The 12,832-nt window shown below is 68.5% G+C and carries 11 protein-coding genes; 8 read left to right on the forward strand and 3 right to left on the reverse strand.

What is annotated here, in order from left to right:
- Window positions 1-5: 5 nt before the first annotated feature.
- The 3 genes from SJY11_RS16910 to SJY11_RS16920 are packed head-to-tail and all read right to left on the reverse strand — an operon-like array spanning window position 6 to window position 3,042.
- A complete protein-coding gene (locus SJY11_RS16910) occupies window positions 6-869 on the reverse strand; it encodes an ABC transporter permease (protein ID WP_376987931.1) in 864 nt (287 codons plus the stop codon).
- Window positions 870-887: 18 nt separating this feature from the next.
- Window positions 888-1,916, reverse strand: a complete 1,029-nt coding sequence (locus SJY11_RS16915) for an extracellular solute-binding protein (RefSeq protein ID WP_376987932.1) — start codon at window positions 1,914-1,916, stop codon at window positions 888-890.
- Window positions 1,917-1,932: 16 nt separating this feature from the next.
- Window positions 1,933-3,042 (reverse strand): ABC transporter ATP-binding protein, encoded by a 1,110-nt coding sequence (locus SJY11_RS16920; RefSeq protein ID WP_376987933.1) that lies wholly within the window; start codon window positions 3,040-3,042, stop codon window positions 1,933-1,935.
- A gap of 474 nt (window positions 3,043-3,516) precedes the next feature.
- Here SJY11_RS16920 and SJY11_RS16925 point away from each other — a divergent pair, with 474 nt between their 5' ends.
- The 8 genes from SJY11_RS16925 (at window position 3,517) to SJY11_RS16960 (ending at window position 12,817) form a co-directional block, all read left to right on the forward strand.
- Window positions 3,517-4,419, forward strand: a complete 903-nt coding sequence (locus SJY11_RS16925) for a polysaccharide deacetylase family protein (protein WP_376987934.1) — start codon at window positions 3,517-3,519, stop codon at window positions 4,417-4,419.
- A complete protein-coding gene (locus SJY11_RS16930; protein ID WP_376987935.1) occupies window positions 4,416-5,810 on the forward strand; it encodes an amidohydrolase family protein in 1,395 nt (464 codons plus the stop codon). Before SJY11_RS16925 ends, SJY11_RS16930 begins: the two co-directional genes overlap by 4 nt.
- Window positions 5,811-5,896: 86 nt before the next feature.
- Window positions 5,897-6,790, forward strand: a complete 894-nt coding sequence (locus SJY11_RS16935) for a LysR family transcriptional regulator (RefSeq protein WP_376987936.1) — start codon at window positions 5,897-5,899, stop codon at window positions 6,788-6,790.
- Window positions 6,791-6,945: 155 nt separating this feature from the next.
- On the forward strand, window positions 6,946-7,905 hold the full coding sequence (locus SJY11_RS16940) for an agmatinase (RefSeq protein ID WP_376987937.1): 960 nt from the start codon (window positions 6,946-6,948) through the stop codon (window positions 7,903-7,905).
- On the forward strand, window positions 7,902-9,182 hold the full coding sequence (locus SJY11_RS16945) for a Zn-dependent hydrolase (RefSeq protein ID WP_376987938.1): 1,281 nt from the start codon (window positions 7,902-7,904) through the stop codon (window positions 9,180-9,182). The genes SJY11_RS16940 and SJY11_RS16945 overlap by 4 nt, the downstream gene beginning before the upstream one ends.
- A 208-nt stretch (window positions 9,183-9,390) precedes the next feature.
- Window positions 9,391-10,626, forward strand: coding sequence for a RidA family protein (locus SJY11_RS16950; RefSeq protein ID WP_376987939.1), 1,236 nt, complete (start codon window positions 9,391-9,393; stop codon window positions 10,624-10,626).
- Window positions 10,623-11,291 (forward strand): DUF1028 domain-containing protein, encoded by a 669-nt coding sequence (locus tag SJY11_RS16955; protein ID WP_376987940.1) that lies wholly within the window; start codon window positions 10,623-10,625, stop codon window positions 11,289-11,291. The genes SJY11_RS16950 and SJY11_RS16955 overlap by 4 nt, the downstream gene beginning before the upstream one ends.
- A gap of 23 nt (window positions 11,292-11,314) precedes the next feature.
- The gene (locus SJY11_RS16960; protein WP_376987941.1) at window positions 11,315-12,817 is read left to right on the forward strand and encodes an ABC transporter substrate-binding protein; all 1,503 of its coding nucleotides are present in this window, start codon (window positions 11,315-11,317) and stop codon (window positions 12,815-12,817) included.
- Window positions 12,818-12,832: the final 15 nt, after the last annotated feature.

The raw sequence follows: 12,832 nt of genomic DNA on the forward strand, positions 1-12,832 counted from the left end.
TCATTTCAGCTCGTCCTGGCAAAGCGGCCGAGCCAGCCGAGCGCCATGATGCCGGCGAGCACCGTGAACAGCAGCGTCAGCGAGGCGACTGCCGCGAAGGGCCAGTTGTAGACCACCATGGACTGCTGCCAGATCAGCGAGGGCAGATAGACCAGCCGCGCCCCGCCGATGACCGATTGCGAGATGAAGGCGGTCGTTGCCGAGGCGAACACCAGCGTCGCGCCGGCGATCCAGCCCGGCAGCGTCAGCGGCAGGATCACCCGGAAGAAGGTCCGCCATTTCGAAGCGCCGAGCGCACGCGAGGCATCGACCAGGTTCTGGTCCATCTGGTTCATGATGGTGAGCAGCGGCAGCAGCATCAGGGGCATCTCGATCTGCGTCAGCGCGATGACGAGGCCGAGCTCGGTCTGCAGCAGGTTGAGCGGGGTCGACGTCAGGCCGAGTCCGATCAGCGTCTGGTTGAGCACGCCCTCGCGCGCCAGGATGACGATCCAGGCGAAGGTGCGGATCACGACCGAGGTCAGGAGCGGCATCAGGATGATGAAGATCAGCAGCCGCTGCACGCGCGGGCCCGAGCCCCGGAAGACGAGCGCCAGTGGATAGGCCAGCAGCGTGGTGGCCAGCACGGCGAAGACGCCGAGCTTGAGCGTGTCGAAGATCACCTTCCGGTAAAAGGCGTCGCCATAGAACTTGGCCCAGGAGTCGAGCCCCAGCCGCGTCTGCTCGGCATCGGCATAGAAGCTGATGCCGAGCAGGATCGCGAAGGGGGCCGCGAAGAAGGCGAGATAAGTCAGGCCGAGCGGCGCCGCGAGGCGCCAGTCGACCCTGGCCCCCGGAACACCGCCGTTCCCAGCGGCCGCTGCAGCCATGCCCGCCATCGCTGCGACCTACTTGGTGATTTCCTTGTTGAAGCGCTCGATCCAGGCGGCGCGCTGCGGGTTGATCACCGTCCAGTCATGCGTGACCATCTTGGCCAGTTCGTCGAGCGACTTGATGTCGAGCGTCTCGACCAGCTTCACGTCCTTGTTGATCGGGACCATGTTGTAGGGCTGCTTTTGCAGCGCGGCCTGGACCTCGGACGAGATGGCGGTGTCGATGTACTTGTAGGCGTTGGCGACGTTGTCGGCGCCCTTCACGATGTGCAGCGTGGTCTGGAAGGTGATCGCGCCGGTCTCGGGCTTGATGAACTCGATATCGACGCCACGACCCTTCAGCGTCGAGACCGTGTTGGTGTTGGTGTACATGATGTCGATCTGCCCCTGCTGGAACAGGCCGGGCATGGCGGCGGGCGCGGCGACCGCAGCCGCCTTCGACACGGCCTTCTTCAGCTCGGCGAAGACCGGCTCGACATTGGTGGCGGAGCCGCCGAAGACCTTCGCCATCTCGATGATCGAGACCGTGCCGAAGGTGGTCTGGAAGCCGGTGAGGCCCAGCCGCTCGACATAAGGCGACTTGAACAGATCGGCCCAGCCCTTGGGCGGGGTCGCGAACTTCTTGGGGTTGTAGGCGATGCCGACGACCTGGGCGTTGCAGGTCACGCCATGCGACTTGATCAGGCCCGTCGGGATCTTCGCGGCATTGGTCAGCTTGGCGGGATCGATCGGCTCGAACAGGCCGGCGGCCTGCGCCGCCGCGGCCGGACCGGGATCGAGCACGAAGCAGTCGAAGGGCGGCACGCCACGGGCGGCGCGCACCTTGGCGACCTGATCGACGGCGAACAGCGCGTCGAAGGCGACGTCGACGCCGGCGTTCTTCTTCAGCGCAGGCGCGACGACGCCGCGATAGGCTTCTTCCCAGGTACCGGGATAGATCGCGGCAGTAAGGCTGCCGGAGGCGCTGGCGCGCAGCGGCAGGAGCGACGCCAGGCCGAGCGCGCCGGCGCCGGCCAGGAGGTCTCGACGGTTCATCTGTGTCATCGGCATGGGCTCCGGTTCAGGGTTGGGTGGCGGGAAAGAGAACGGGGCGGGCATGGTCGGCGAGCCCGCAGAAAGCAGTGCCCGCGCGGCCCGAGGCCATGCCGGGACGGCGTGACATCGCGATCTTCAGCGAGCAGCCATCGGCACCGGTGACGTCGTGGATCAGTTCGCCACCGATCGGCAGGCTGAGCTTGAGTTCGACCGGGAAACGGCCCTCGCCGGCTTCGTCGGCGAGGTGCATCTGCTCGGGGCGGACCGAGACGAGAACCGGCTGGCCCGGGGCGAAGCGAGCGGCGGACGGCACCGTCCAGGCGGCTCCGTTGCCGAGCGTCACGGCGTAGCCGCCCTCGACAGGCGCCGAGATCTGTCCGCTCAGGAGATTGCTGGAGCCGATGAAGCTGTTGACGAAGAGCGTGGCGGGCTCGTCATAGACCTGCACCGGCGTGCCGAGCTGCTCGATCCGGCCCTGGCTCATCACGGCGATGCGGTCGGCGATCGCCATCGCCTCGTCCTGGTCGTGCGTGACCATGATCGCGGTCAGGGCGAACTGGCGCTGCAGCCGCTTGATCTCGATCTGCATGTCGAGCCGCAGGTTCTTGTCGAGCGCAGCGAAGGGCTCGTCGAGCAGCAGGATGCGCGGCCGCATGGCGAGCGCCCGCGCCAGCGCGACGCGCTGCTGCTGGCCGCCGGAGAGCTGCTTGGGCTTGCGATCGGCGAAACCCACCATCTGGACGGTGGCGAGCATCTCCTCGACGCGCTGGGCCTGAACGCTGCGGCTCTCGCCGCGGGCGGCCAGCCCATAGGCGATGTTCTCGGCCACCGTCATGTGCGGAAACAGCGCGTAGTTCTGGAAGACGATGCCGATCTCGCGGCGGTTCGGCGGCAGGGTGTCGATCGGGCGGCCGTCGATCAGGACCTTGCCGTTGCCCTGCTGGATGAAGCCGGCGACGATCCGCAGCAGCGTGGTCTTGCCGCAGCCGGAGGGGCCGAGCAGCGCGACGAGTTCGCCGCCCTTGACCTCGAGCGTGACGTTGTCGACCGCCAGTCCGCCGCCATAGCTGTGCGTGATGCCGTCGAGCGTCAGCGGCTGGGCGGACAAGGAGGCAGACGGGGCAGGCGCAGCCATCGTGATGACGAAGATCCTCGGGCAGTGGGCGCCGCAGGCCAGCAACTGCCGTGCCAACCGCGTTCCGACGGAGATGGTGGCCGGCAAACGGCCGAGGGTTTGCGCAAAGCCGCTCAGACCGGTGCCCGCGCCGCAACATGACGCATCGTAAGGCACCTTAGCCCGCTCGCTCGGCATATGCCTGTTTATGCGGCAAAGCGTCAGTTCGACCGGTGATCGCGCGTGCAGCCCACACACAGCGCCAGCCCTCTGCCACGGGCTAAGGCTGGCTGCATCGGGCGCAACGGCGAGGAAGGCCGGGCATGGTGGCGTGAGGGGCGGGCCGCGCTCCGAGGGGCATGGCGCTATCACCAGGGCGAATAGAGCGGCGCCATAAATCATAGCGGCGCTTGCGCCGGCCGGCTCGCCGGGCCCGCGCGCCTTGCTATCCTCGCTTTGCAGGGCGCCATTGGCCCTGCACGACGAGAGGTTCCGATGACGCCTGTCTTCCCGATGCGGATCGCCAATCCCGCCGACCCGGCGCCGGACTTCCCCTGGCCCGCCGGCAAGAGCTGCGCGCTGTTTCCGGCCTTCGACGTCGATGGCGAGACCGCCTGGCTGCAGCACGACGCCGCCAACACCGACCGGCTGGTGACGCTCTCCTTCGGCGGCTACGAGGAGCGCGTCGGCGTGCCGAAGATCCTCGGCCATCTGCGATCGGTCGAGATCAAGGCGACCTTCTTCATCCCCGGCTGGATCGTCGAGGTGCATCCGGCGATGTGCGAGGCGATCGTCCGCGACGGCCACGAGATCGGCCATCACGGCTATCTGCACAAGCGCCCCGACCCGGCCGATTTCAATGAGGACGTCGAGGAGTTCGAGAAGGGCATGGAGGCCCTGAAGCGCGTGCTCGGCGTGGTCCCGGTCGGCTACCGGGCGGCCGGCGGCGAGAACTACGACGCGCTCCTGACCTATCTTCGCGAACGCGGCATCCTCTATTCCTCCTCGTTCCGCGACGATATCCGGCCCTATCGGCACCGGCAGCGCGACGGATCGGCCGGGGTGGTGGAACTGCCGATCAACGCCTCCTTCGACGACTGGCTCTACGGGCTGTCGCAGCGCTTCAGCCCGCGCCCGATGTTTCCGAGCGAGCATGTGCTGTCGATCTGGAACGGCGAGCTCGACCAGACCCGCGAATGGGGCGGGCTGGTCTCGATGGTGATGCATCCGCAGGTCTCGGGGAGACCGATGCGCTTCGGCATCATGCGCGATTTCCTGGCGCGGGCACGTGGCTTCGGCGATGTCTGGATCGCGACGGGGCGCGAAATCGCGGAGCATTTCGTGGCGCAGGAAAAGGCGGCGACCGCGGCTCTCTCCAACCAGCGGGCGCAACCATGAACCTGCTCATCACCGGCGCCACCATCGTCACCTGCGACGAGGAGCGGCGCATCCTGCAGGACGCCGCGATCGCGATCACCGGCGACCGGATCGCCGCCATCGGCGAGACCGCCACGCTGGAGCGGGGTTTTCCGACGCATGAGCGGATGGCGGGGCGCGGCCTCGCCGTTCTGCCCGGCTTCGTCAACGCGCATACGCATACGGTGCTGACGGCGCTGCGCGGCACGGTCGAGGACTGGGACGGCGAGATCATCTACCGCTACATGTCGCCGATCTCCTACACGATGAGCGACCATGAGCGGGCGGTGATGGCCGCACTCGGCTGCCTGGAGGCGATCCGCTGCGGCACGACCACGCTGGTCGACCCTTTCCGCCATGTCCCCTCCTATGCCGGTGCGATGGCCGATACGGGCCTGCGGCTCTGGCTCTCGGAAAGCTGCGCGGACATCGACACGCGCAAGATCCGCTTCGGCGAATACGGGATCGACGAGGCCTTCGGGCGGCAGTTCCTCGAGCGCACGCAGGAGCTGATCGAGACCTGGCACGGTGCGCGCGACGGCCGGGTGAGCTGCCAGCTCGCGGCGCATGCTCCCGACAACTGCTCGCCCGCCATGCTGGCTGAGATCATGGACCTCGCCGCCCGCCACGGTCTGACGCGCACCTGCCATCTCGCCCAGAGCCCCGGCGAGGTCGCGGCGGTGAAGGCGGCGCATGGGCTGACGCCGGCCTTCTATCTGGAGCGCGAGGGCTTCCTCGGGCCGGACCTGACCTGCGCGCACTGGACCTTCTGCACGCGCGAGGACATCGAATTGCTCGCGCAGCGCGGCGTCCACATGGCGCACAACCCGGCGCCCTCCTCCCGCAAGGGGCCGCATCGCGTCCTGATCGGGCCGATCCGCGACGCCGGGGTCAATATCGCGCTCGGCACCGACAACATGACCGAGGACATGTTCCAGGCGATGAAGATCGGCATGATCGTCCACCGCGCCGGCTACGGCCGCACTCAGGAGGGCGGCGTCGATCCGCAGCCTCAGGCCGTGCTCGACATGGCGACGCGCAACGGCGCCCGCACGCTGGGTGCGCTCGACCGGATCGGCTCGCTCGACGTCGGCAAGAAGGCGGACATCACCCTGCTCGACCTCGACCAGCCGGCGCTGCGACCCATCCTGCGGCTGACCTCCAACATCGTGAACTACGCCCATCCCGGCGTGGTGCATTCGGTGATGGTCGACGGCGCCTTCGTCATGCGCGACCGCAAGGTGCTGACGGTGGACGAACCGGCGCTGCTGGCGGAGGCGCAGGCGGTGACGGAAGCGGTCTGGCGACGGATGGTCGAGGCGAATGCCGACATCGCGCCGCCGCGGGGCGAGATGCCCTTCCTCGACGGCTGAGCGAGACGCCGCTTGCGGCGGGCCGTAAGCTGGCACATGATTTGCTGACGAAATAGGGAGCACCCCACCCTATTCGGAGGCGTGATATGAACCTGCGCCAGATCGAGCTGCTTCGAGCCGTCGTCCGCTGCGAGACCACGGTCCGCGCGGCGCACGAACTCGGGCTGTCGCAGCCGGCCGTCAGCAACGCGATCAAGCATCTCGAGAGCCAGATCGGCTTTCCGCTGTTCGAGCGCGTCAACAACCGGCTGTTCCCGACGGCCGAGGCGCGCGAGCTCTGCCTCGATTCCGATCCGATCTTCAGCATGCACGCCGCTTTCGAGGCGAAGGTGCAGGATCTGAAGGAGAACCGCACCGGGCATATCCGCATCCTCGCGACGCCGCCTCTGGGCTACAGCGTGATCCCGATCGCGCTGCGCAACTTCCTCGAGAAGCGCCCCAACACGCGCGTCTCCTTCGACATCCGCCGCTTCGAGAACGTGGTCGAGAGCGTCGACAACGGTCTGGCCGAACTCGGTTTCGTGCTGGGGCTGAACGATTATCGCGGTGTCGAGAGCGAGTGCTTCTTCTCCGAGCGCATGGTCTGCGTGATGCGGCCCGATCATCCGCTCGCGGCGATGGAGACGATCACGCCCGATGATCTGCGCTCTGCCGCCTTCATCGCGCTGGAACGCGGCACGCGGATGGGGACGATCGTGCGCCAGGCCTTCGCGGAGGTCGGCGTGCCGTTCCGCTCCTCGGTCGAGGTCCGCTACTGCAACACCGCCTGCATCCTCGCCGAGACCGGCATCGGCGTGGCGGTGGTCGATCCGCTCTCGCCGCTCTCCTCGCGCAACCTCGCGGTCCGGCGCTTCGAGCCGGCCTCGCCGGTCTCGGCCTCGGTGGTGCATTCGCGCAAGCGGCCGCTGTCGCGGGCGGCACAGGCCTTCCTGCGGGAGGTGCGCGTCGTGGCTGGCGAGACAGCGCCGCGCCTCTCCTGACGGTCTGAGTATTCGCCGGACGAATGCCACCGGCGGATTCCTGATAAGCGGCTCCATTGCCTGCGCCCCGCTGCTCCAGCAGTGTCGGGCGAAAGTCGGCGACGCCTCTCTCGGCGAGGGCGGAGAACCGGCGAGCAGCCGGCGAGGATGACTCCATGTCATTGACGACCGCCCCGAAGACGGGCCACGCGACCTTTCTCTATTCGGAACTGGCGACCGATCTCGACCATCTCCAGGCCGACATCGCCTTTCTCGGCATTCCCTTTGGCGATGCCTACAGCTTCGCCGAGATCGTCAACGACCAGACCAACATGCCCGCCGCGATGCGCCGCGCAACGGACCGGATCGTCCGCTCGATCGAGCGCTATGATTTCGATCTCGGCGGGCCGCTTTATGACGGCCGGCCGATCCGCACCGTCGATTGCGGCGACATCATCGGCGATTTCCGCGACCTCACGGCCCATTACGTCAAGGCGGAAGCGGCGATCCGCAAGATTCGGGCGGCCGGCGCGATGCCGATCGTGCTCGGAGGCGACCATGGCGTGCCGATCCCGGTGCTGCGCGGGCTCGACGGCGACGGGCCGATCACGCTGATCCAGATCGATCAGCATCTCGACTGGCGCCAGGAGGTGAACGGCGTCACGACCGGCTATTCCAGCCCGATCCGGCGCGCCTCCGAATTGGCCCATGTCGGCGAGATCTTCCAGATCGGCCTGCACGGCACCGGCAGCGCCCGGATCGAGGAGGTCGAGGCGGCGCGGGCCTATGGCGCCCATTTGGTGACCTCCTACGAGGTCCATGAGCGCGGCATGCAGGCGGTTCTCGACCGGATTCCCGCGGGCGGACGCTACTACCTGACGATCGATCTCGACGGCATCGACCCCGCGATCGCGCCGGGCGTCGCCGGCCCCTGCCCCGGCGGGCTGACCTTCCCGCAGGTGCGTACGCTGATCCACGGCCTCGTCGGCAAGGGCCGCGTCGTCGGCATGGACGTCGTCGAGATCACGCCGCGCAGCGACGTCAACCAGATCACCTGCATCACGGCCGGGCGCTTCGTCGTCAACATGATCGGCGCCGCCGTCCGCGCGGGCTATTTCGACAAGGCCGCCTCGTGATCGCCCCGGAACGGTTGGCGGCGGCGGTCGCGGCCCAGCGCGGCCTGGCCGAGCGGCTGTTCGGGACGCTGGCCGAGGGCAGCCCGGGAAACCCCGGCATCATGCGCGACACCTATGGCGCGGGCGAGGATTTCGGCCATCGCGTCTTCGCGGAAGCCGCCGCGGCGGCCGGCCTCACGGTCACCACCGACGCCTCGATGAACACCTATGCGACCTGGCGCGGTAGCGATCCCACCGCGCCCGCCATCCTGATGGGCTCGCATCTCGACAGCGTCCCCCATGGCGGCAATTTCGACGGCGCCGCCGGCGTGATCGCGGGCCTCGTCACCCTCGCGGCACTACGCGACCTCGGCGTGGCGCCGCGCTGCGACCTGACGGTGATGGGGGTCCGGGCCGAGGAGAGCGTCTGGTTCCAGGTCTCCTATATCGGCAGCCGCGGGGCGCTGGGCACGCTGCCCGAGGGCGCGCTGGAGGCCCGGCGCATCGACACGGGCCGCCCCCTCGCCGACCATATCCGCGACTGCGGCGGCGATCCCGAGGCGCTGCGGCGCGGCGACCGGAGCCTGGACCCCGAACGCATCCGGGCCTTCCTGGAGATCCATATCGAGCAGGCGCCGAGCCTCGTCGAAGCCGGCTTCCCAATCGCCATCTGCACCGGCATCCCCGGCAATTTCCGCTATCCGGAGGCGCGCATCTTCGGCCGCTACGACCATGTCGGCACGCCACGTCGCTTCCGCCGCGACGCCGCCATGGCCGGCATGGCGCTGGCCGCCGAACTGGACGCGATCTGGGCGGAGCACGAGGCGCGCGGCGACGGCATGGCCGTGACCTTCGGGCGCTTCCACACCGATGCCGAGAAGCATGGCATGACCACCGTGCCGGGCGAGTTCCGCTTCAGCCTGGATGTGCGCGCCTACGACGAGGTGGTGCTCGCCGGCGTCGAGGCGCGGATGCACGCCGCGATCACGCGGATCGAGGCCGAGCGCGGCGTCGTGTTCGAACTCGGTGCGCGCGCCTCGGCCGCCGTCGGGCCCGTCGATCCCGGTATCCGGACTGCGTTGATGCACGCGGCGGAGAGGCTCGGCATCCCCGCCATGCCGCTCGGCAGCCCCGCCTCGCATGATTCCGCCGCCTTTGCGGCCGCGGGCGTGCCGGTGGCGATGCTGTTCGTGCGCAACGAGCATGGCAGCCACAACCCGCGCGAGGCGATGGCGATCGAGGACTTCATGGCCGCCGCCACCGTGCTCGCGCAATGGGTCGCCGACAACGCCAGCTGAGAGCGCAGGCTGCCCGCGGGCGGCCTATAAGCGCGGCGAATAATGCGGGCCGGTTTTTAATTCGATCCCCGCGCCGGTTCCGGCCTAGCCTCCGTGATGTGCCGGGATGCAAGCGCAGGGTCCGCCGCCGCGGGCTCCGTTCTTGCATCGCCGGCACGGCCTGAGACGCGCTGCCGCCGGGAGGCGGGGCGCGCGCCGCGGAGACCCCATGCAACGCCACGCCATCGCGCCCGCCGCCCTTCCCGGCATCGCTAATCTCCCCATTGCCGGAGCGGTGCGCGCCGGCGAACGCGTCTTCCTCAGCGGCGCGAGCGCGCTCAACCCCGATGGCAGCATCACCGGCATCGGCGACGCTGCCGCCCAGACCCATGCCGCACTCGACCGGCTCGAGGCGGCGCTGAAGGAGGCCGGCGGCTCACTCGCCAGCCTGACCAAGCTCACCACCTGCATCGTCGACCGCGGCTATCGCGCCGAGGTCTATGCCGTGATCGCACAGCGTCTCCCCGAGGTCCGCGCGGTCAGCACCGGGCTGGTCGTCGCCGGGCTGGCCCTGCCGGAGCTGATCGTCCAGATCGACGCGGAGGCCGCGATCCCGTCCTCGCCTCCCCGTCACACACGGCCCTACACCTTCGAGAGCTGGCACGGCCAGGGCTTCCCCTGGAAAGGCGCCATGGTGCTCGCCACCGACGAGGAGTTCTTCCTGCGCGGCCAGACCGGCGCGGGGCTCGACCATAGCGGCGTCACCGCCAAGGGCCGCGGCGTCGCGGACTCGGCCGCCCAGGCGGACCTCGCCATGGCGAACCTGAAGACGCTGCTGGCGGAGGCCGGCGCCGCGGTCGAGGACATCTGCAAGATCACCGTCTACATCTCCGACCGCGCCTATCGCGCCGGCGTCTACCCGATGATCGGCAAGCACCTCGCCGGTGTCCGGCCGGTCTCGACCGGCATCGTCACGACCGGCTTCGCCAGGCCCGACATCCTCTTCGAGATCGACGTCACGGTCGTCCGCAAGCCGGGCGGAAAGCCGCATGAGCGGCTGCGGACCTATCACTCGAGCGCGGCGCGTTACGGCACCGAGCAGCAGCCGCTCGACTGCGAGTTCTGCATGGCGGTGGTGTCGGGCGACCGTGTCACGCTGCGCGGCCAGACCGGAATGGGGCTCGACGAGGTGCTCTACGGCGCCGGTGACGCGAAGGTGCAGGCGCAGGTCGCGATGGACAATGTCGCGACGCTGCTGTCGGAAGCCGGGGCAGGCCTCGACGATGTCGCCAAGGCGACCGTCTACGTCACCGACCGGGCCTTCCTCGCCGAGGTCAATGCAGTCGTCCGGGAGCGTCTTGGCGACAATGCCAGTGCCTTCACCAGCGTCATCATCAAGGGGCTCGCCAGCCCGGAGCTGCTGATGGAGGTCGATATCGTCGCCATCCGGAACGGCGCGCGATGACGTTCTCGCTCGCCGGTCGCTGCGCTCGCACGGGCATGCTCGGGGCGGTGGTCACCACCTCCTCGATCGCGGTCGGATCGCGCTGCCAGCATGCCGCGGCCGGCATCGGCGCAGCGCTGACGCAGCACATGACCGATCCGCGGCTCGGCCCGCTGATGCTGGACCTGCTCCGGCGCGGCTACTCCGCCCGGCAGGCCGTCGAAGCCGCAGCCGCCGCGACGCCACGCAGCGACTGGCGCCAGCTCGCCGTCATCGACGCCACCGGCCGCACCGCGAGCTTCAGCGGCGGAAACGTGCAGCCTGAACTGGCCGAAGTCCATGGGCGCGACTGCGTCGCGCTCGGCAACATCGTGCGCTCGCAGGAGGTGCCCGCCGCCATGGTGCGCGCCTTCGAGGCCGATCCGGCGGCGCCGCTCGCCGCGCGACTGATCGCGGCCCTGCAAGCCGGCGAAGAGGCGGGCGGCGAGTTCAAGCCGCTGGTCTCGACCGCGCTGATCGTCGCGCATGAGCAGGCCTTTCCCTATGTCGACCTGCGGGTCGACGGCGATGCAGACCCGATCGCGACGCTCGGGCGCCTCTGGCGCGACTACGAGCCCGTCGCCGATCTCTACGTGACGCGGGCGGTCGATCCGGACACCGCCATCGCGAACCGGCCGAAGAGCTGACCACCGACAACGAGGGGATCACCATGAGACGACATCTTGCGACACTGGCCGTCACGATCGGCCTTTCGACCGCGCTGACGGCGCTGCCCGCCGCAGCCCAGGGTACCGTGCGCGTCGCGCTCGGGACGACCCTGAGCCAGCTCGACCCGGCCAGGACGACGATCGGCGACGAGTACGTCTATGTCCACCTGCTGTTCAACGGGCTCTCGCGCATCGACCCCGACATGACGGTGAAGCCCGATCTCGCCGAGAGCTGGACGGCCTCCGACGACCTCAAGACCTGGACCTTCAAGCTGCGCCAGGGCGTCAAGTTCCACCATGGCCGGGTGATGGACGCCGAGGACGTGGTCGCCACGATGAAGCGCATCCTCGATCCGGCGACGGGTTCGCGCGCCCGCACCAGCCTGTCGATGGTCGAGGGCATTTCGGCCAGCGACCCGATGACGGTCGTGTTCAAGCTCAACATCCCCTATGCCGGCTTCGCCGACATCTTCGCCGACCGGCAGCTGCGCATCGTCCCCAAGGACAAGCTCGCCGAGCTCTCGACCCGGCCGATCGGCACCGGCCCCTTCATGTTCAAGTCCTGGTCGCCGGGCGACCGGCTCGAACTGACCAAGAACCCCGACTATTTCGAGAAGGGCCTGCCGAAGCTGGACGGCGCGACGCTGCGGATCATCCCGGAATCGGCGGCACGGATGGCAGCGCTGGAATCGGGTGCGGTCGATATCGTTTGGAGCATGCCCTATGAGGCGGTCGACAAGCTGAAGACCAGCGCGGTCGCCCGCGCCGACAGCGTCTCGACGCCGACCTGGGACGGCGTCATCCTCAACAACGACCGCCCGCCCTTCAACGACGTCCGGGTGCGCAAGGCGTTGGCCCTGACGATCGACAAGGCGGCGATCGTCGAACTCGCCCTGTTCGGCCAGGGCGAGCCGACCTTCAGCCCGATTCCCCCCAGCCATCCCTATTTCAACAAGTCCCTCAAGGTCGGTGCTCCCGACATCGCCCAGGCCAAGAAGCTGCTGGCCGAGGCCGGCTTCCCCAACGGCTTTGACGTGCCGATGCAGGTTCCGCAGGAGCGCGAGCAGCGCGTGCGCGTCGGCGTCGCGGTGCGTGACATGGCCCGGGCTGCCGGCATCCGGATCAATGTCGAGCGGGTGCCCTTCGCCTCTTACACCGCAAATGTCGCGGGCAAGGCGCAGATGTATGTCGACGGCTATTTCGCCCGGCCGACGATCGATACGGCGATCTATCCCTTCTACCATTCGAGCGGAAGCTGGAACAAGCAGCTCTGGATCTACAAGGATGCCCGTGTCGACCAGTTGCTGGACGATGCCCGCAAGACCAATGACCAGGCCGCCCGCAAGGCGATCTTCGAGAAGTTCCAGGCGATCGCCGAAGAGACCGTGCCCGGCATCATCGCCTACTCGGCGGCGCATGTGAACGGCGTCAGCAAGAAGGTCGACGGCTTCAAGTCGACCCCGATGCAGTGGCTCGAGCTCAAGAACGTCTCGATCAAGCCCTGATCCCGCCTCTGCGTC

The organism is Allobosea sp. R86505 (assembly GCF_042466375.1).
Classification (GTDB): Bacteria; Pseudomonadota; Alphaproteobacteria; order Rhizobiales; family Beijerinckiaceae; genus Allobosea.